Annotated in this window: 20 protein-coding genes; 10 read left to right on the forward strand and 10 right to left on the reverse strand. The window is 70.5% G+C overall.

Annotation, left to right across the window (positions count from 1 at the left end; genetic code table 11):
* Positions 1 to 35 precede the first annotated feature (35 nt).
* Positions 36 to 803, forward strand: a complete 768-nt coding sequence (gene map, locus CP970_RS07075; RefSeq protein ID WP_055544247.1) for a type I methionyl aminopeptidase — start codon at positions 36 to 38, stop codon at positions 801 to 803.
* A 34-nt stretch (positions 804 to 837) separates the two neighbouring features.
* On the opposite strand, the gene CP970_RS07080 is transcribed toward map, so the two are convergent.
* On the reverse strand, positions 838 to 2,064 hold the full coding sequence (locus tag CP970_RS07080) for an RNA-guided endonuclease InsQ/TnpB family protein (RefSeq protein WP_055544248.1): 1,227 nt from the start codon (positions 2,062 to 2,064) through the stop codon (positions 838 to 840).
* 160 nt (positions 2,065 to 2,224) lie between these two features.
* Here CP970_RS07080 and CP970_RS07085 point away from each other — a divergent pair, with 160 nt between their 5' ends.
* Positions 2,225 to 2,692, forward strand: a complete 468-nt coding sequence (locus CP970_RS07085; RefSeq protein ID WP_055544249.1) for a hypothetical protein — start codon at positions 2,225 to 2,227, stop codon at positions 2,690 to 2,692.
* Positions 2,693 to 2,705: 13 nt separating this feature from the next.
* On the opposite strand, the gene ggt is transcribed toward CP970_RS07085, so the two are convergent.
* Positions 2,706 to 4,535, reverse strand: coding sequence for a gamma-glutamyltransferase (gene ggt, locus CP970_RS07090; protein WP_055544250.1), 1,830 nt, complete (start codon positions 4,533 to 4,535; stop codon positions 2,706 to 2,708).
* 104 nt (positions 4,536 to 4,639) lie between these two features.
* On the opposite strand from ggt, the gene CP970_RS07095 reads away from it, so the two are divergent.
* The 3 genes from CP970_RS07095 (at position 4,640) to CP970_RS07105 (ending at position 8,450) form a co-directional block, all read left to right on the forward strand.
* Positions 4,640 to 5,395, forward strand: coding sequence for a hypothetical protein (locus tag CP970_RS07095; protein WP_079043192.1), 756 nt, complete (start codon positions 4,640 to 4,642; stop codon positions 5,393 to 5,395).
* Positions 5,396 to 5,580: 185 nt separating this feature from the next.
* Entirely contained in the window at positions 5,581 to 6,717 is a 1,137-nt protein-coding gene (locus CP970_RS07100; protein ID WP_224058301.1) for a L,D-transpeptidase, read from the forward strand.
* 116 nt (positions 6,718 to 6,833) lie between these two features.
* Positions 6,834 to 8,450 (forward strand): alpha/beta fold hydrolase, encoded by a 1,617-nt coding sequence (locus CP970_RS07105; protein ID WP_055544253.1) that lies wholly within the window; start codon positions 6,834 to 6,836, stop codon positions 8,448 to 8,450.
* A 36-nt stretch (positions 8,451 to 8,486) separates the two neighbouring features.
* On the opposite strand, the gene CP970_RS07110 is transcribed toward CP970_RS07105, so the two are convergent.
* The 5 genes from CP970_RS07110 to CP970_RS07130 all read right to left on the reverse strand — a co-directional run bounded on the left by CP970_RS07110 (position 8,487) and on the right by CP970_RS07130 (position 12,260).
* Entirely contained in the window at positions 8,487 to 9,356 is an 870-nt protein-coding gene (locus tag CP970_RS07110; protein ID WP_055544254.1) for an amino acid ABC transporter permease, read from the reverse strand.
* Positions 9,353 to 9,997 (reverse strand): amino acid ABC transporter permease, encoded by a 645-nt coding sequence (locus CP970_RS07115; RefSeq protein ID WP_055544255.1) that lies wholly within the window; start codon positions 9,995 to 9,997, stop codon positions 9,353 to 9,355. The genes CP970_RS07110 and CP970_RS07115 overlap by 4 nt, the downstream gene beginning before the upstream one ends.
* A gap of 9 nt (positions 9,998 to 10,006) precedes the next feature.
* Complete coding sequence (locus CP970_RS07120) at positions 10,007 to 10,924, reverse strand: glutamate ABC transporter substrate-binding protein (protein WP_055544301.1); 918 nt, start codon at positions 10,922 to 10,924, stop codon at positions 10,007 to 10,009.
* A gap of 34 nt (positions 10,925 to 10,958) precedes the next feature.
* On the reverse strand, positions 10,959 to 11,702 hold the full coding sequence (locus CP970_RS07125) for an amino acid ABC transporter ATP-binding protein (protein ID WP_055544256.1): 744 nt from the start codon (positions 11,700 to 11,702) through the stop codon (positions 10,959 to 10,961).
* 114 nt (positions 11,703 to 11,816) lie between these two features.
* Positions 11,817 to 12,260 (reverse strand): DUF6278 family protein, encoded by a 444-nt coding sequence (locus CP970_RS07130; RefSeq protein WP_055544302.1) that lies wholly within the window; start codon positions 12,258 to 12,260, stop codon positions 11,817 to 11,819.
* 217 nt (positions 12,261 to 12,477) lie between these two features.
* Between CP970_RS07130 and CP970_RS44070 the strand changes: the two genes are divergently transcribed.
* The 3 genes from CP970_RS44070 to CP970_RS07140 are packed head-to-tail and all read left to right on the forward strand — an operon-like array spanning position 12,478 to position 13,696.
* Positions 12,478 to 12,624, forward strand: coding sequence for a hypothetical protein (locus tag CP970_RS44070; RefSeq protein WP_169801190.1), 147 nt, complete (start codon positions 12,478 to 12,480; stop codon positions 12,622 to 12,624).
* On the forward strand, positions 12,621 to 13,232 hold the full coding sequence (locus CP970_RS07135; protein WP_063805999.1) for a PRC-barrel domain-containing protein: 612 nt from the start codon (positions 12,621 to 12,623) through the stop codon (positions 13,230 to 13,232). Before CP970_RS44070 ends, CP970_RS07135 begins: the two co-directional genes overlap by 4 nt.
* Positions 13,232 to 13,696 (forward strand): PRC-barrel domain-containing protein, encoded by a 465-nt coding sequence (locus CP970_RS07140; RefSeq protein WP_055544257.1) that lies wholly within the window; start codon positions 13,232 to 13,234, stop codon positions 13,694 to 13,696. The genes CP970_RS07135 and CP970_RS07140 overlap by 1 nt, the downstream gene beginning before the upstream one ends.
* Here CP970_RS07140 and CP970_RS07145 read toward each other — a convergent pair.
* The 3 genes from CP970_RS07145 to CP970_RS07155 form a co-directional block, all read right to left on the reverse strand.
* Positions 13,686 to 15,275: an FMN-binding glutamate synthase family protein gene (locus CP970_RS07145; protein WP_055544258.1), complete on the reverse strand. Its 1,590-nt coding sequence runs from the start codon at positions 15,273 to 15,275 to the stop codon at positions 13,686 to 13,688. The genes CP970_RS07140 and CP970_RS07145 overlap by 11 nt on opposite strands.
* 90 nt (positions 15,276 to 15,365) lie before the next feature.
* Positions 15,366 to 16,220, reverse strand: a complete 855-nt coding sequence (locus CP970_RS07150) for an ABC transporter permease subunit (RefSeq protein WP_055544259.1) — start codon at positions 16,218 to 16,220, stop codon at positions 15,366 to 15,368.
* Positions 16,217 to 17,128, reverse strand: coding sequence for an ABC transporter ATP-binding protein (locus CP970_RS07155; protein WP_191094880.1), 912 nt, complete (start codon positions 17,126 to 17,128; stop codon positions 16,217 to 16,219). The genes CP970_RS07150 and CP970_RS07155 overlap by 4 nt, the downstream gene beginning before the upstream one ends.
* 134 nt (positions 17,129 to 17,262) lie before the next feature.
* On the opposite strand from CP970_RS07155, the gene CP970_RS07160 reads away from it, so the two are divergent.
* Entirely contained in the window at positions 17,263 to 18,522 is a 1,260-nt protein-coding gene (locus CP970_RS07160; RefSeq protein ID WP_055544303.1) for a sensor histidine kinase, read from the forward strand.
* Positions 18,519 to 19,181, forward strand: coding sequence for a response regulator (locus CP970_RS07165; protein WP_055544261.1), 663 nt, complete (start codon positions 18,519 to 18,521; stop codon positions 19,179 to 19,181). Before CP970_RS07160 ends, CP970_RS07165 begins: the two co-directional genes overlap by 4 nt.
* Positions 19,182 to 19,197: the final 16 nt, after the last annotated feature.

A 19,197-nucleotide genomic window follows, 5' to 3' on the forward strand; every position in this document is an offset into this window, starting at 1 on the left:
CGGACCCCCATTCAAATACCGGTATAGTAATTGGCATGGTGGAACTCAAGACAGCACAATCGATCGACGCGATGCGTGAAGCGGGCCGCATCGTGGCGCAAGGACTGACCGCGGCGCGCGAGGCGGCCGCCGTCGGCGTCTCCCTGCTCGACCTGGACGAGGCCGCGCACGCCGTGCTCCGCAAGGCCGGCGCGTCCTCCCCCTTCCTCGGCTACCGGCCGCACTTCGCCCCGACGCCCTTCCCCGCCGTCCTGTGCGTCTCGGTGAACGACGCGATCGTGCACGGCATCCCGACCGACTACCGGCTGCGCGACGGCGACCTGGTCTCCATCGACTTCGGCGCGAAGCTGGACGGCTGGGTCGGCGACTCCGCGATGAGCTTCATCGTGGGCACCCCCCGCCCCGAGGACGTCCGCCTGGTCGAGACGGCGGAGCAGTCCCTGGCGGCGGGCATCGAGGCGGCCGTCGTCGGCAACCGCATCGGCGACATCTCGCACGCCATCGGCACCGTCTGCCGCAAGGGCGGCTTCGGCATCATGGAGGACTACGGGGGCCACGGCGTCGGCCGCAGCATGCACGAGGACCCCGCCGTGCCGAACGAGGGCCGCCCGGGCCGCGGCATGCCGCTGCGCCCCGGCATGGTGTTCGCCATCGAGCCGATGCTGATCGCGGGCGGCGGCGACGGGTACCACTCCGCGCCGGACGGCTGGACCCTGTGCACGAACGACGGCAGCCGCGCCGCCCACGCCGAGCACACGGTGGCGATCACCGAGGAAGGTCCCAGGATCCTCACGGCACTTTGAATGCTCCCCTCCCTGACGGGAGGGGATTCCTGGCTCAGGCCGCCGTCCGGAACTGAGTTCCGGACGGACTTATGCCCTCGGCACCAGCAGGGTCCAGACGCGCCCTGACGAGCATCACGCGCGCGGAGTTCTTATCCCTGGGAAAGGCAGCTCCGCACGCGGTGCAGGTGTAGACGCGTTCACCCAGCGGCAGGGCGTGCTTGGCTCTCGCTCCGCACTGTCCGCAGTCCATCGTGGTGTACGCGGGATGAACCAGACGCACGATCCGCCCGTGCTTGCGGGCCATGTGAACCAGGGCCTGCTTGGTGGCGCCGATGGCGGCGTCCACGGCCTTGCGGGCCATGCTCGACCTGGCCAAGAACTTCGGCTTGAAGTCCTCCACCGCGACCGCGTCATGGTCCCTGACGACCTTCTTGGCCCACTTGCGGGCGGTGTCCTGACGCTGCCGGGCAACCTGCTTATAGGCCCTGGCCCGCAGCCGCTTGGCCTCCCGGTACCCCTTCGAGGCAGCCTGGTCCTTGGCGGGTTTACGGCGGGCCATCATTCGGTCGTAGCGCGAAACCTTCGCCTGGACCTTGCACCCGTGCCCGGGGTGGGGCAGGTCATGATCATCGGAGGTGGTGGTCGCGGTCTCACGCACCCCCCAGTCAATGCCGAGCACCCGCCCGGTTTCAGGCAGCGGTTCGCTCTGCGCGGGCACGACGAACGACGCGTACCAGTGGCCTAGACCGTCCCGGTAGATCCGCACCGAAGACGGCACGGCGGGCAGCTCCCGCGACCAGACCACCGTCAGCACGATGCCACCCGCCAGATGCAGACGGCTGTCCTGGAGCCGAAAGCCACGCCGCGTGTAATTGAGTGTCGGCTCGCCATGGCGCTTCGTCCTGAAGGCAGGCATCCCGGCTCGCTGTCGCACCGGGAGACGTTCCTCAGTGTCCTTCAGCGCCTTCGCGCGGGATCTACCGAAGTCCCGGATGGTCTGCTGCTGCGCCACCGAAGAACCGGATGCCGGCCACGGCGTGCGCGCCCGCGCCTCCGTCAGCATCCGGTCCAACTGCGCCGGGCCACACGTCAACACGGCTTCGGGATGGGCCCGGTTGTGTGCGTTGGCAGCCATCGACCTGGCCACGCACTCGTTCCACACCCATCGACAACGGCCCCACTCCGCCTCCAGGGCTGCCCGCGCGGTGGACGACAGGCGCAGCCGGTAGGTGTACCGGGTATACCCGGCATCACCTGTAAGCAGCTGCTGTGTCGCCATATAGGCACGGTAGCGGGATAGTTGGGCCCTATGGGGCAGTTCGGTGGATCTCCCACGTCCTGGCTGGGGCGACGGATTGTCCGCGTCTGACACCTGGGCTCGGACACATTGGCCGACCTGACGCCACCTTGCGCGTCACCGAGGCGGACGGCACATCGGTGTGCTCCGCTTTGACCTCGCCGGGCTCTGGCCGTACCGCAAGCCCCAACTGCGCCTGGACGGCGTCGACTGGGGCTCCCTGTGGACCGCCCGCGGGCCAGGACACCAGATCCCCGAGCTGATCGGCAAGGTCACGTCCGACGACAAGAAGACCGCCATGGACGCGGTCCACGACCTGTACCGGCTGCTCGTCTCCAAGGACGCGGCGTCGACCGCCGCGGTCCCCGCGATCCCCTTCCTCGTCGAGCTGATGACGGACCCGGACAACATGTCCCGCAGCACGCTCCTGCTGCTCATCGCGGACCTCGCCGACGTCCGCCAGGCGCGCGGCGGCCGCGGCGACGCCCAGCTCGCCGCGGTCCGCGAGGCACTGCCCGCGCTGCGGTACCTGCACGACGACCCGGAGTCCTCGATCCGCTGGGCCGCGAACGAACTGGAGCAGAACTGCGCGACGTCACCCGCCTCCTAGGGCCTGTCCGGGGTCACTTGGCAGGGTGCACCACCATCGCGGAGCCGCCGCCCCTGCGGACCTTCTCCGCGGCCGCGAGCCACTGGCCGTTCGGCAGCCGCTGCACGCCGGTGGCGGCGCCGATCTCCGGGTTCTGCTTGAAGGAGTGCCCGAGGGATTCGAGCGAACCCCTGAGCGGGCTGTTCCACAGGCCCGGTTCGAGCTCGGTCTGTGCGGCGTTGCGCTGGCTGGCGCGCGGCGCGGCGATCGCGTCGACCAGCGGCAGGCCCCGGTCGACCAAGCCCGTGAGGGTCTGCAGGACGGTGGTGATGATGGTCGCGCCGCCCGGCGAGCCGAGCGCCACCACCGGCTTGCCGTGCTTGAGGACGATCGTCGGGGCGATCGAGGAGCGCGGCCGCTTGCCGGGACCCGGCAGGTTCGGGTCGTGCACCGCCGGGTCCGCGGGCGCGAAGGAGAAGTCCGTCAGCTCGTTGTTGAGCAGGAATCCACGGCCGGGCACGGTGATGCCGCTGCCGCCCGTCGACTCGATGGTGAGGGTGTACGAGACGACGTTGCCCCACTTGTCTGCGGCCGTCAGATGGGTGGTGTTCTCGCCCTCGTACGTCGTGGGGGCCGCCTTGTCGCCCGCGGCGCACGGCTTGGGGTGGCGCGGGTCGCCGGGCGCGAGCGGGCTCTTGAGCACCGCGTCGTCCTTGATCAGGCACTCCCGCGAGTCCGCGAACCGCTGCGAGAGGAGCTGCTTGGTCGGTACGTCCTCGAAGGCGGGGTCGCCCACCCAGCGCCCGCGGTCGGCGAACGCGATCCGGCTGGCCTCGATGTAGCGGTGCAGGTACGCGGCCTCGGACGCCTTCGAGAGGTCGGTCCGCTCCAGGATGTTGAGCGCCTCGCCGACGGTCGTGCCGCCGGAGGACGAGGGCGCCATGGAGTAGACGTCGAGGCCCCGGTAGGAGGCCTTCGTGGGCTTCTGGCGCTTCACCGCGTACGCCGCGAGGTCCTTGGCGGAGAGGTCGCCGGGACGGGCCACGCGCCCTGACGCCGGGTCGACCGGGGGCTTGTTCACCGTGCGGACGACGTCCTTGCCGATGCCGCCCCGGTACAGCGCGCCGACGCCCTTGCGGCCCAGCTCCTCGTACGTACGCGCGAGATCGGGGTTCTTGAACGTCGAGCCGACCACCGGGAGCTGCCCGCCCGGCAGGAACAGCTCGGCCGTGTCGGGGAAGTCCTTGAAACGTTTCTGGTTCGACTCGGTCTGCGAGCGGAAGGTCGGATCGACCGTGAAGCCGTCGCGGGCCAGGCGCTCGGCGGGCTTCAGGAGCGTGCCGAGCCGTTTGCTGCCCCACTTGTCGAGCGCCGACTGCCAGGTGGCGGGCGTGCCGGGAGTGCCGACGCCGAGGCCGCTGGTGACCGCGGACTCGAACGGGATGGGCTTGCCGTTCTCCAGGAAGAGCCCGGAGTCGGCGGTGCGCGGGGCGGTCTCGCGCCCGTCGATGGTGCTGACCTTGTGGGTCTTGGCGTCGTAGTGGACGAAGTAGCCGCCGCCTCCGACACCCGCCGAGTAGGGCTCGGTCACCCCGAGCGCGGCGGCGGTGGCGACGGCCGCGTCCACGGCGTTGCCACCCTTCCTCAGGACCTCGATGCCCGCCGCGGAGGCGTCCGCGTCGACGCTGGCGACAGCGCCTCCGTGGCCGACCGCGACCGGCACCTTCTCCGGTGCCGATGCCGGTCCCGACGCGAGAGCCGGTTCCGCTGAGCGCGTAGGCGAAGGGGGCGCGGCCGCACCGACCGACACCAATACCCCTCCGACCGCCAATAGCGTCAGATTCCGTACGACAGCGCGACGCATCCGTACCTCCAGTCAACAGCCGTCTGCGCAGCGTAACTTCGAGTCCCCCGCCGCGTCAGGACCTCCTCGAACACCGGTCCGGGAGCCCGCTAGCATGCGCCCCCATGACTGAAGACGTGCGCAATATCGTCCTCGGCCTGATCGCGGTCGGCATCAGTGCCGTCCTTGGCTGGCTAGCCCGCTCCTACCTGTGGAAGCGCAAGCTCCGCCGCAAGCAGGCCTTCTTCGGGCTGCCCGAGAACTCCGAGTCGCTGCTCGTGGTCAACCGCGACGCGGGCGGGCCCGAGCTCACCGTGGTGCGCCACGACGTGTTCGCGCTCATCGAGCTGGCCGGGGTCATCAGGGAGTGCGGGTCGCACGCGCAGATCGTCGCCCACGACGCGGCGCAGCAGGGCTTCGGCGAGCGCACCGAGTTCTGCGTGGGCAGCCCGGTGGCGAATCGCCGGATGGCCGCGCACATGCATTCGCTCCTGCCCGGCGTCCGCGTGAACACCGAGCCGGAGCCGATACCGGACCGCGGCGCCTTCCAGATCGGCAGCGAGCGCTACCGCCTGGAGTCGGGCCTTTCCGAGTACGTCATCCTCGCCAGGCTCACCGCCGACCAGGGCCAGGAGGCGAGACCGGTCTTCCTCTTCTGCGGCCAGCGCGCGGTCACCAGCCAGGCGGCAACCCGCTATCTGGCCCGCCACCACGAGAAGCTCGCCCGCAAGCACGGCAACAACCCCTTCGTGCTGCTCCTGAAGGTCGTCAACTCCCAGGCGTACGGTCCCGACGTCGTCGAGCTCGTGGCGGACGTGACGCGCGCGGCGCAGACCCCGCTGCCCGCCCCCTCTGCGCGCACGTCCCATCGCGCCAAGTGACGCCGCGCTCACCGTGCGCCGACACCATCCGGCGCCTTCTGTGATCTAGCAGGCAATTTCCGGACATCGTGCAACCTGAAGGCGGCTTCAGGACTCTTTCCGTGCAGTCCACATTCGCACGGAGGTACGTTTCCTTGACCCCCCAGAGCTCTTCGAGCCGCCGACGCCCCCTTCGCACCCGCCACGTGGCGACCGCGGGAGTCGCTGTCCTTGCCGCCGCCCTGAGCGCCTGCTCGGGCGGCAGCGGCTCCTCCGGCGCCGACAAGGCCGCCGAGAAACCGAAGATCTCGGTGAACCTCTCGGGACAGCAGGCGAAGGCGGGCGGCCCGGTCGAGGTGAAGCTGGCCGACGGCAAGCTGAAGAACGTCACGGTCGCCGACGCCAAGGGCGCGAAGCTGCCCGGCAAGCTCTCGGCGAACGGCACCAGCTGGACCTCGGAGCGCAAGGCCGCACCCGGCACCGCGTACCAGGTCGAGGCGACCACCGACCAGGGCGGCAGCGCGAAGCACTCCTTCAGGACGGCCAAGCCCGACAAGGTCAACAAGGTGACGCTCGCCCCGGGCAAGAACACCACCGTCGGCATCGCCCAGCCGCTGTCCATCACCTTCGACAACCCGGTGCGCAACAAGGCCGAGGTCGAGAAGCACCTGAAGGTGACGACCTCGAACGACACCGAGGGGTCCTGGGGCTGGATCAAGAACTACGACGGCAAGGACCGCGTCGACTGGCGCCCCAAGGAGTACTGGAAGTCCGGTACGAAGGTGAAGCTGGACGCCGACCTCAACGGCATCGACTCGGGCGGGAACGACTGGTTCGTCCGCGACTACGCGACGAACTTCACCATCGGCAAGAGCCAGGTCGTCAAGGTGAACCTGGACAGCAAGACGGCGACCCTCACCCGCGACGGCAAGACCCTGAAGTCGCTGCCGATGTCGGCGGGCACCCCGGGCGGCGACAAGGCGTCCTGGGGCGGCACCTCGGTCCTGATGTCGAAGGAGGGCACGATCAACATGCGCTCCGAGACCGTGGGCCTCGGCGACGCCTACGACAAGATGGTCGACTACTCGATGCGCCTGACCTGGTCGGGCATGTACGCGCACGCGGCCCCGTGGAACGCCTCGTACTTCGGCAACACCAACCACAGCTCCGGCTGCGTGGGCATGAGCGACGGCGACGCGGGCTGGCTCTACCGCCAGGCCCAGATAGGCGACCCCTTCGAGGTCACCGGGAGCGGCTCGAAGGGCGTCCCCGACCCGGGCAACGGCTACGGCGAGTGGAACATCTCCTGGTCGGACTGGCAGGCGAAGAGCGCGCTGAAGTAGGCACACCCACCTCAAAGATCGTTACCGGGGCGTAACTTACCGACGGGTTACCCCTGGTAAAGATTCGCGGTTACCGTCGGGTCACTTTGCACTTTCAACGAGTGAGGAAGTGACCCGTGAGCCACCCGCACCCGCACCGCGTCCTGCGCACGACCACCGTGGGCGCCGTCTCGGCCACCCTCGTCGCCGGGGCCGCCTTCGGCCTGGCCCCGGCGGCGCAGGCGGCACCGGCCGCCGGGCCGCGGGCCGCGAGCGCCGCCGACGCGCGTTCGGCCGACGTACGCTTCGTCGACATCCCCGGCGACGGCGGCACGGTCCTCAAGGCCAACGTCTTCACCCCGAAGGGCGCGAAGCCCGGCACGACGTTCCCCTCGATCGTGCTGCCCACCAGTTGGGCCATGCCCCAGATCGAATACGTCGCCCAGGCCCAGAAGCTCGCCGACTCCGGCTACGTCGTGGTCAGTTACAACTCCCGCGGCTTCTGGCAGTCCGGCGGCGAGATCGAGACCGCGGGCCCCAAGGACATCGCCGACGCCTCCAAGGTCATCGACTGGACCCTGAAGAACACCCCCGCCGACCCGTCGAAGGTCGGCATGGCGGGCGTCTCGTACGGCGCGGGCATCAGCCTGCTGACCGCGGGCCACGACAAGCGGGTCAAGGCCGTCGCCGCGATGAGCGGCTGGGGCGACCTGATCGACTCCATCTACAGCGGCCGCACCCAGCACTTCCAGGCCGCGGCCCTGCTCGGCGGCGCGGGCGCGCTCACCGGACGTCCAGGACCCGAACTCCAGCGGACCCTCAAGGACTTCCTCGGGTCCAACCTGGACAAGGAGGACGAGATGATCGCGTGGGGCAAGAAGCGCTCCCCCGCGACCTATCTCGACCAGATCAACAAGAACGGCGCGGCCATCATGCTCGGCAACGCCTGGGGCGACACGCTCTTCCCGCCCAACCAGTACGCGAAGTTCTACGAGCGCCTCACCGGACCCAAGCGCCTGGAGTTCCGCCCGGGCGACCACGCGACGGCCGAGGCGACAGGCCTGCTCGGCCTGCCCAACGACACCTGGACCTCGACCCAGCGGTGGTTCGACCACTACCTCAAGGGCGCGGACAACGGCATCGACAAGGAGCAGCCGGTCCAGCTCAAGTCCCGGTCCACCGGCGGCTACGAGGGCTACCCGGACTGGAAGTCGGTCGGACCGACCCACAAGAAGATCGAGATGGCGGGCGACACCACGATCCGCGCGAACGTCGACTCGGGCGCCAACGGCGGCATCGCCATCCTCTCCAACGCCCTCGACCAGTTCTTCAAGATCCCGCCGATGGCCTCGGTGCCGCTGCTCCCGCGCCGCTACGCGGGCGTCTGGCAGTCCGAGAGGTACGCGTCGGCCCAGCGGGTCCGCGGGACGGCGAAGCTGCACACCACGCTCTCCAGCACCAAGGAGAGCGGCACCCTCGTCGCGTACCTCTACGACGTGGGCCCGCTCGGCCTCGGCAAGCTGGTCAGCAACGCGCCGTACACCTTCCACGGCAAGACACCCGGCAAGCCGTTCGGCGTGGACCTGGAGTTGTTCTCCACGGCCTACGACGTACCGGCTGGGCACAAGCTCGCCCTGGTCGTCGACACGGTCGACCCGCTCTACATCGAGCACAACCCGTCCGGCGCGCAGCTGACCTTCTCCTCGCCCGAGGCGGACCCGTCGTACCTGTCCGTCCCGCTGCGCGAGCAGTGATCACCGGCTGCTGCCGGGTGGGCCTGGCCCTGCTGGCTACTGCGTACCCGGCAGCAGCGTCCCTGGTTCGGCCGGGGCGACGTCCGCGGCCTCGGTCTTGGGATTGCGCTGCTGACGCCTGGACACCCACTGGGCGAACCACGACAGCAACATGCACATCCCGATGTAGATCGGCGAGATCACCATTACTACGGGGATGAACGGCAAATCGTAGTCGAGATTCGACGCGATGAGCTTCCCGGCATGGAGGAACTCCTCATAGGTGATCAGATAACCGAGCGACGTGTCCTTCAGGGCCACCACCAACTGGCTGATGATGGCGGGCAACATCGCGCGCACGGCCTGCGGCACCAGGACGTACGACATGACCTGGGTCTTGCGCATGCCGAGGGCGTACGCCGCCTCCCGCTGCCCCCTCTCCACGGAGTTGACGCCGGATCGGAAGACCTCGGCGAGCACCGAACCGTTGTAGAGCGTGAGTCCGGCGACAAGGGCGGGCAGCGGCTGGACCTTCAGCGCCACGAAGACGAAGAAGATCATCACGAGGACCGGCATCGCCCGGAAGAACTCCACGAGCAGCGTGGCCACCCAGCGCACCGGACGGTGGTCGGAGAGCCGTCCCATGGCGAGCAGTCCGCCGAGGGCGAGCGCGAGGACCGCGGAGATCGCGAAGGCCTTGAGCGTGTTGCCGAGGCCGCGCAGGAGCAGTTCCTGGATGCCCTTGTACTCGAAGGGCGTCCACTTCGTCGCCGTGAACTGGTCGGTGTCGAAGAGCAGGTACAGGATCCAGGCGACGAGCCCGAGGACGACCACGGTGGAGAGCAGCCCGTACAGCTTGTGCCGCCGTACGGTCTTGGGCCCCGGGACGTCGTAGAGGGCGGTCGAATCGTGGGAGATGGCTTTCATCGGGCGACTCCCCAGCGCTTTTCGAGGATGTTGAAGACCGCGCTGATGGCGAGGGTGATGATGAGGTACCCGAGGGCGATCCAGACGAAGGTCCAGACGATGTTGTAGCCCAGCTCGCTGAGCGTCTTGTACGTGCCGAGCAGCTCGGTGACGCTGAACGCGCCCGCGATCGCCGAGTTCTTGGCGAGCGCGATGAGGTTGGAGCCGACCGGCGCGATGACCGAGCGGAACGCCTGCGGCAGCACGACCACGGACAGCGTCTGCCCGAAGGACATGCCCAGACTGCGGGCCGCCTCGCCCTGTCCCTTGGGCACGGTGTTGATGCCCGAGCGGATCGCCTCGCAGATGAAGGCGGAGGTGTAGCAGCCGAGCGCGAGCACCGCGAACACCTTGAAGGGCAGCACGAGTCCGAAGCGCGGGAGTCCAAGGAGCACGGCGAAGAAGAGCAGCGTGAGCGGGGTGTTGCGCAGGACCGTCACCCACACCGTGCCGAACACCCGGAAGGATCCGACGGGCGCGACCCGGAACGACGCCATGAGGAAGCCGAGCACGAGCGCGAGGACCGAGGCGTAGACGGTGAGTTCGACGGTGCCGATGAAGCCTTCGCCGAACGTGGAGAAATTGTCTGTCAGTACGTCCACGACGCCTCCTCAGCTCGCCGGGTAGCGGTCGATGGCGGGCGGCTTCGGCGCCGGGACTCCGGAGAGGCCGAGCGTGGCGTCGTACGCCTTCTTCCAGTCGCCGTCCTTCTCGCGGGCCGCGAGCGCGTCGTCGACGGCGAACCGCAGGGCGGTGTCGCCCTTGGGGACACCGATGCCGTAGGGCTCCTGGGAGAACGGCTTGCCGACCAGCTTGAGTTCGTCGGGCACCTTGGCCGCGTAGCCGATCAGGATCGCGTCGTCGGTGGTGACGGCGTCGACCTGGTAGGTCAGCAGGTTGTCGACGCAGACCGAGTAGGTGTCGTACGCGACGAGGGTGGCCTTCGGGTAGTCCTGCTTGATCCGCTGGTAGGGGGTGGATCCGGCGGCCGAGCAGACGCGTTTGCCCGCCAGGTCGTCGGGTCCCTTGATGTCCTCCTCGTCGTGCCGCACGAGCAGGCCCTGGCCCGCCATGTAGTACGGGCCGCCGAAGCCGACGAGCTTCTTGCGGTTGTCGTTGATCGTGTAGGTGCCTACGTAGTAGTCGATCTGCCCGTTCTGCAGGGCGGTCTCGCGGTTCGCCGACGCGATGGTCTTGAACTCGATCTTCTTGGGGTCCAGGCCGAGCGAGGCCGAGACCATCTTGGCGATCTCGATGTCGAAGCCGGAGTACCTGCCGGTCGCCGGGTCCTTCTCGCCGAGGTAGGGCTGGTCCTCCTTGGCCCCGACGACGAAGCGGCCGCGGCTCTCGGCCTTCTTCCACGTCCCGGACCCGGGCAGCTGGAACCCGTTCGCCACCCGGTACTTGGGGAGCTCCTCCGCGGCGGGGCCCTTGGTCGGCGGGCTGCCCTCCTTGCCGCAGGCCGCGGCGGCGAGGGCGATGAGCGCGATGAGGACGAGCGCCGCGGCCGGACGTGTCGTACGCGTGATGCTGCTGTGTCGCTTCAAGAGCACGTCACCCCCGTCAGTGCTTGAGGATCTTGGAGAGGAAGTCCTTGGCCCGTTCGCTCTCCGGGTTCAGGAAGAAGTCCTCGGGGGACCGGTCCTCGACGATCCGCCCTTCGGCCATGAAGACGACCCGGTTGGCGGCGGAGCGGGCGAAGCCCATCTCGTGGGTGACGACGACCATCGTCATGCCGTCGCGGGCGAGCTGCTGCATGACCTCCAGGACCTCGGTGATCATCTCGGGGTCGAGGGCCGACGTAGGCTCGTCGAAGAGCAGCGCCTTGGGGTCCATGGCGAGCGCGCGGGCGATGGCCACGCGCTGCTGCTGGCCGCCGGAGAGCTGTGCCGGGTACTTGTCCGCGTGCGCGGAGAGGCCGACGCGCTCCAGGAGTTCGCGGGAGCGTTTGTCCGCCTCCTCCTTCTTGCGGCCGCGCACCTTCGTCTGCGCCAGGGAGACGTTCTGCAGAACAGTCTTGTGCGCGAAGAGGTTGAAGGACTGGAAGACCATGCCCACTTCGGCGCGGAGCCTGGCGAGTCCCTTCCCCTCGTCGGGCAGCGGCTGCCCGTCGAGCCTGATCTCTCCGGACTGGATGGTCTCGAGCCTGTTGATCGTCCGGCAGAGCGTCGACTTGCCCGACCCCGAAGGGCCGATGACCACCACCACCTCCCCCTTGCCGACGGTGAGATCGATGTCCTGGAGGACATGGAGCTCTCCGTAGTACTTGTTCACATCACGCAGCTCGATCAACGGATCGACGGCCATGGCAAGACCTGCCCACTCTCAGCTGTGTACGTCCGCGCAAACTATCCACGCTTAAACGGGACTTACGGGACGACACGCACGTATGGGCATTAACCGTATTTGAGGCAATTACGGTTACGTCTCGGAAGCCTCGGCGTAGACCTGGGACAGCTCGGGGGCGCCCTGCACCGCCCAGTCGAGACCCGCCTCGACCACCGGGACCTCCCGGCCCGACGCGAGGCGTACGACGGGGCTGCCGCCCGGCCACACGTACCAGGAGGCGCCGGGCACCGTGCGCACGACGACGGATCCCAGGTACAGGCCCGCGTCGTTGCCGAGCCACGGCAGCAGTTCCGGGTCGTCGCGCCAGAGCGGCAGGAGCTGGTCGAGCGCGGCCAACGAGGCCGGGGAGTCGTCGAGTTCGAGCCCGGCGGCACCGGCCTGGGAGCGCAGCAGCTCGCACTCGGAGAGTAGCTCGGCGACGCCGTCGGGGTCCTGGTCGAACGCGGCCGCGAGCCCCTCGGCCCGCTCCGTCTCGGAGTGCCGCTTGCGCCACTTGTCGAGGAACGGAATGTTCATGATCGGCCTCTCCATCGGGTGGCACAGCAGGCTGCGCTGGCGGGCGCGCATGTCCGTATTTCCACGAATGTATCTTGCATCAGTTGCTCACGGAATCGGGCGAATCACGCCGTCCGCGCCAGGTCTTGAGCGGCCCCCGGCGGGTACTCGTGGTGCCTCGGTGAGGTGGTCCTCGACCGGATCACCGGCTCACCGGATCTCGAACGGGAGGCGGGCGATGGTGTGGTGGGTCTGGCTCGTCGCGGTGGTCGCCGTGGCGGGCGTGCTGGTGGGCGGTGTGCTCGGGGCGCAGGCGCGGCGGCGCGGCGGCGGAGTGATCGTGGTGCGGCGCGGACGGCGGCCGCGAGGCGGGAGGGCGCGATGAACCCGGGAGCGCTGAATCCCCTTGAGCTCGCGGCGGGGATCACCAAGCGTCCGGTGGTCACGCTCGGCGGTGAGGCGGTCGCCCAGGTCAAGGACGTCGTGCTTGACGCGGCCAACGGCAGGATCGCCGGATTCACGCTGGCCGGGCGGGGGTTGCTGGCCGGGCCGCTGCGCAAGAGCCTGCCGTGGGCGGGAGTGCGCTCCCTGGGGGCCGACGCGGTGATGATCGCCTCGGCCGACGCGCTGGAGGACAGGGCCGCGGTCGCCTCGTGGGACGAGACGGCGGCCGGTCCTGTGCGCGGGGCAGGGGTGCTCACGGACCGGGGGCTGCGGGTGGGCACCGTGCTCGACGTGGTGGTCGAGAGGGGCCCGGAGGGCCGGGCGGTGGCCATCGAGGTGGACTCCGCGGAGGCGCTCGGCAGGCACCAGCGGAAGGTCTTCCTGCCGCTCGGCGCCAGGCCGGCGATGACCGGCGACACCTTGCTGGTCCCCGCGGCCGACATCGAATACGTGGTCGACGACATCGTCGAGCTGCCCGCCGCGGTGGGGCGCAAACGGCTCATGGAGAAGGGCGGCCAGCACGCCGCCGGAACGGAGGGAACCCCGTGATGCTGTTCAGTCAGACGCTCGGGTGCCCGGTCCTGAGCGCCCTCGACGCCTCGCGCGTCGGCACCGTGGCCGGGCTCGTCGTGGACCCGGAGCACGCGGGCATCACCGCGCTACGGCTCACCGACGTCTCGTCGGGCGGCGACGTCATCCCCTGGACGGACGTCCACGCGGTCGGCCCCGACGCGGTCGTCGTCGAGGCGGCCGCCCCGGCCCGCTTCACCTCGGCGTCGTCCCCGGAGGTCCACAACCCGCTCGGCAAGCGCCTGTTGACGGAGCTCGGCGACCAGATCGGGACGGTCGGCGACATCGCCTTCGACCCGGAGTCCGGCGGCATCGGCACGCTGCACACCTCGCGCGGCGAACAGGTGCCCGGCGAACGGCTGCTCGGGATCGGCTCGTACGCCGTGGTGATCCAGGTGGCGCCGGGAGCTCCTGGCAGCGCGGCGCACGGGATCACGGGGTGAAGGTGTCGGGGTCCGCGCCGTCCCAGGCGCGGTGCCACTCGGTGGGCAGGGACTTCGCGGTCAGGAGCTGGCCCGGCTCCAGCCAGGTGAAGAGGTCCGCGTACGAGCGGACCGCGTCGTGCGACACGCGTCGCCGCAGCATCCAGGGGCGCAGCAGCGCCGGATCGCGCACCCCGAGGGACGCCATGATCTCCATCGCGCTGCGCACGGTCGCCCGCTGGAACCTGGCCACCCGCAGGTACTTGTCCTCGACGTCGAGCGCCCGCGCGCGCCGCGCGTCCTGGGTGGCCACGCCCACCGGGCAGCGGTTGGTGTGGCAGCGCTGCGACTGGATGCAGCCGACCGCGAACATCATGGCGCGGGCCGCGTTGGTGTAGTCCGCCCCCTGGATCATCCGCTTGACGATGTCGGCGCCGGTGGCCACCTTGCCGCTCGCGCCGATCCGGACGCGGTCGCGCAGGCCGCTGCCGACCAGCGCGTTGTGCAGGGTGGCGAGGCCCTCGGTGAGCGGCGTGCCGACGTGGTCCACGAACTCCATGGGCGCCGCGCCCGTGCCGCCCTCGGCGCCGTCGACGACGATGAAGTCGGGGGTGACGTCCTCCTCGATCATGGCCTTGCACAGGGCGAGGACGTCCCTGCGGCTGCCGACGCAGAGCTTGAAGCCGGTCGGCTTGCCACCGGCGAGCTGCCGCATCCCGGCGATGAACCGGACCAGTTCACGGGGCGTGGAGAACACCCTGTGGTAGCTCGGCGAGATCACAGTGCGGCCCTCGGGCACCTCGCGCACCCGGGCGATCTCCGCGTTGACCTTGGCTCCCGGCAGCACCCCGCCCATCCCCGGCTTCGCGCCCTGGGACAGCTTCAGGGAGACGCAGCGCACGGTGTCGCCCGCCGCCTTGCGGGCGAACTCCTCCGGATCGAAGCCGCCGTCGGACGTACGGCAGCCGAAGTATCCGGTGCCGATCTCCCAGACCAGGTCGCCGCCGTACCGCAGGTGGTAATCGGAGATGCCGCCCTCCCCCGTGTCATGGGCGAAGCCGCCCTCGGCGGCGCCCCGGTTGAGGGCGAGGATCGCCTGGGCGGAGAGCGAGCCGAAACTCATCGCGGAGACGTTCAAGAGCGCCATGTCGTACGGCTTCGCGCAGCCGGGGCCGCCGACCCGCACGGTCGGCGGGTGCTCGGACACCGGGCTCGGCGCCATCGAGTGGGTGAAGAACTCGTACCCCGGCTCGTAGACGGAGAGTTCGGTGCCGAAGGGGTCCTGGTCGGCGACGCCCTTGGCCCGCTCGTAGACCGTGGACCTGGTGTCCTTGTCGTAGGGACGGCCGTCGTAGTCCCGCTCGATGAAGTACTGCTGGAGCTCCGGGCGCACGGCCTCCATGAGGTAGCGCAGATGCCCGATGACGGGGTAGTTGCGCAGCACGGAGTGGCGGCGCTGCGTCACGTCGTACGTCCCCACGGCGCCCGCCACGAGCAGCGGTCCCGCCGCGGCCCACCACCACGGGGCGGCCGTCACGGCGAGCACCGCCGCCGCGATTCCCACGATCACCAGTACGGCCACCAGGCCCCTGCGCACCACGCGCTCTCCTCACTCCCTGCCGCCCGGCGGCGGCCATGGACTCCCTGCCCCTTCTTCGGCTCCGCGTGCCACCCGCATGAGCCGCGCCGCTCACAGGTCGCGGCGGTCCCCGGCGATGACGGCGACGGCGGCCGCCAGGGGTGGCCAGAGCGCGAGGACGAGCCAGGCCCCGCCCGTGGTCCACGGGTAGGGGGACGGCGGCGCGCCGGTCTCGACCAGGCGCAGCCACGCCCGGTAGGGCAGCGTGTGACCGGCCACGGCGGACCAGTGGCGTTCGTCGCTGAGCACGCCGGGCAGTACGACCAGGAGGACGAAGGCGGCGACGACCGCGCTGCCCGCGTGTCGCAGGAGCGCGCCGAGCGCCAGTCCTGCCAGCGCGGCCACGGGTGCGAGCAGCGCGGACGCGACGACGACGCGCCAGGCCCCCGGGTGGCTGATCGGCACCCCGGCGTCCCTGCCCGACAGGATCGCCTGGGTGAGCCAGAAGGAGGCGCCCGCGACGAGCACGCCGAGCGCGGCCGTGACCGCCGCGACGACCAGCGCCTTGGCCGCCATCAGCGAACGGCGGGCGGGCACGGCCGTGAAGGTCGTGCGGATCAGACCGCTGCGGTACTCCCCCACGATCGCGAGCGCCCCGAAGGCACCCGCGGCGAGCATGAGCACCATGGTGGCGTTGGGCGTGAACGCCTCCTGGAGCGGGATGCCGTCGCGGATGAACCGGGCCCGGTGGCCCGCCTCGTCCGCCTCCTCCGCCGACCAGTAGCGGTAGGTGTCGTACGCCTCGCCGACGTTGAAGGCGACGACGGCGAGCGCGGTGATCAGGAGCGCCCAGGGGGTCGAGCGCAGCGAGCGGAGCTTGATCCACTCGGCGGCGACGAGATCCACGAAGCGGGCGCGCGGCTCGGTGGCCCCGGTCATTGGAGGCGACAACGTGGTGGTGGTCATCGGGGCTCTCCCGCGAGGTATTCGACGCTGTCGGCGGTCAGTTCCATGAACGCCTCCTCCAGGGACGCGGTGTGCGGGGTCAGTTCGTGCAGCAGGACCCGGTGGCGCAGGGCGAGTTCGGCGATGCGGGGCGCCGCGAGGCCGTGCGCGACGAGCCGCCCGGTGCCGTCCGGGGCGATCGTCGCGCCCTCGGCGGCGAGCAGCCCGGTCAGCGTGGCCTCGTCGGGCGTCCGCACGGTCACGGCCGTGCGCGACGAGCGGGCCGCGAACGCGGACAGGCTCTCCGCGGCGATGAGCCGGCCGCGGCCGATGACGACGAGGTCGTCGGCGGTGTGTTCCATCTCGGACATGAGGTGGCTGGAGACGAACACCGTGCGGCCCTCGGCGGCCAGGCGCCTGAAGAGGCCGCGGACCCACTGCACGCCCTCCGGGTCGAGGCCGTTGAGCGGTTCGTCGAAGAGGAGTACGGGCGGTTCGCCGAGCAGCGCCGTGGCGATGCCCAGGCGCTGGCGCATGCCGAGCGAGAAGCCGCCCACCCGGCGCCCCGCCACCTCCGCGAGTCCCACCTCGGCGAGGACCTCGCCGACCCTGGCCCGCGGAATCCGGTTGGTGCGGGCGAGCGCGGCCAGGTGGGCCCGTGCGCCGCGCCCGCCGTGCACGTCGCCCGCGTCGAGGAGGGCGCCCACGTGCCGCAGTCCGCGCGGCCGTGTCCTGAAGGGGACGCCGTCGACCTCCGCCGTGCCCGAGGTGGGACCGACGAGTCCGAGGAGCATGCGCAGCGTGGTCGTCTTGCCCGCGCCGTTCGGCCCGAGGAAGCCGGTCACCCGCCCCGGGCGCACCGTGAAACTCAATCCGTCGACGGCCGTTGCCGTCCCGTACCGCTTCGTCAGTTCGTTGACTTCGATCACGCTCACCACGGTGTCGCGAGGGCACCTGCCGCGTCGTCGGGCCAGGACTGACATTCCCGCGGCCCGGGTGTCGACCCTGGTTGTACGGCCCAGGTCCGATGCCCGCGGCCCTGACCCGCGGCTACCCTCGGCGCATGCCTGCCCTTTCGCCGCTCTCCCTGCTCAAACGCCCGTCCGTGGGCGCGTGGGCCGCCGTTGCCTGGTGCGTGGGACTGGCCAACGCCCTGCGTTCGCAGTTCGGCATTCCGGGGATGCCGACCGGCGACGCGCCGCTCGGCGCGGGCGACTGGGTCCTCGTCGCCGCGAGCGTCGGCCTCGTGTGCGGCGCCGCCCGGCTGTTGGGCCCGAGGCCGCTGACGGCACTCGGCCTCTTCGTCGCCGCGACGTTCACCGCGACGCTGGCGAGCGGCGAGACCGGCATCACCTTCCTGCACTACCTGGCGATCGACGTCGCCATGGCCCGCATCGTGGCGGGCGGATCGCGCCGCGCCCGCTGGACCGCCCTCGGCGTCTCGCTCTGCGTGCTGCCCGGCTACGCGCTCACCCGGCAGTGGTCGGGGCTGCCCGTCCAGCTCCCGCACACCATCGACACCAGCTGGACGGGGTGGCAGACGTACTCGCTGCTCGCCGCCGTCGGCTGGCTGGTCGGCAAGTCGGTGCGGCAGTCCCGCGAGTACGCGCGGCGGATGAGCGCACAGGCGGCGGCACAGGCCGTGACCGCCGAACGGCTGCGCATCGCCCGCGAGATGCACGACACGGTCGCGCACAGCATCGGCATCATCGCCCTCCAGGCGGGCGCGGCCGCCCGCGTCGTGGAGACCCAGCCCGCCAGGGCGCGCGAGGCGATGGTGGCCGTGGAGACGGCGGGCCGGGAGACTCTCTCGGGGCTGCGGCGGATGCTAGGCGCGCTCCGGCAGGCCGATACGGCATCGGACGCGGCATCAGACCCGGCATCGGGCCCTGCACCGGTCCCTGCGGCGAACCCCGCGGCGGGCCTCGCCGATCTCGACAGGATCGCCGCGGCCACCACCGCCGCAGGGGTGCGCGTGGAGGTCGTACGGCGGGGCGAACAGCGGCCGTTGCCGTCCGATGTCGACCTTTCCGCGTTCCGTATCATCCAGGAGTCGATCACCAACGTGGTACGTCATTCCGGCGCCCGATCCTGCCGGGTGAGCGTCGACCACCGTGCCGGGGAGCTCATCATCGAAGTAGCCGACAGCGGCCGCGGCCACGTCACGAACCCCGCTTCCGGCGGCTTCGGCCTGGCCGGGATGCGCGAGCGCGCCGCCCTGCTGCACGGGGAGTTCAGCGCGGGACCGCGCCCCGGCGGCGGCTTCCTGGTGACGGCGAGGCTGCCGGTGCCCGCGCCCGCGCGAGCGGCGGTGGCGGGATGACCGTCCGCGTCCTGCTCGTCGACGACCAGCCCCTGATCCGTACGGCGCTCAGCATGGTCATCACGGATATCCCCGACATCGAGGTGGTGGGCGAGGCCGACAACGGCGCGGACGCCGTGCGCAAGGCGGCCGAACTCCGCCCGGACGTCGTGGTGATGGACATCCGCATGCCCGGCATGGACGGCATCGAGGCGACCGGTCTGATCACCTCGGGCGCGGAGCCGACCCGGGTCATCGTGCTCACCACGTTCGACGACGACGAGTACGTCTATGCCGCGCTGCGCGCCGGTGCCTCCGGGTTCCTCGTCAAGGACATGGCCCTGGACGACATCCTCGCCGCCGTCCGCGTGGTCGCCGCGGGGGACGCCCTGATCGCGCCGAGCGTCACCCGGCGCCTCATCAAGGAGTTCGCCGACCGGCCCACGACCGCCCCACCGGGCCGCGACGTGGCCGTCGAGGGCATCACCGAACGGGAGCGCGAGGTGCTCACCCTGGTCGGCGGCGGACTGTCCAACACCGAGATCGCCGAGCGGCTCTGCATCAGCGTGGCCACGGCCAAGACGTATCTGACCCGGCTGCTCGCCAAGCTCGGCGCCCGCGACCGGGTGCAGCTCGTGATCATCGCCTACCGCTCGGGCCTGGTGTCGGCGGACCGCTGACGCCGTCCGCGCCGCG

Source organism: Streptomyces kanamyceticus (assembly GCF_008704495.1).
Lineage (GTDB): Bacteria > Actinomycetota > Actinomycetes > Streptomycetales > Streptomycetaceae > Streptomyces > Streptomyces kanamyceticus.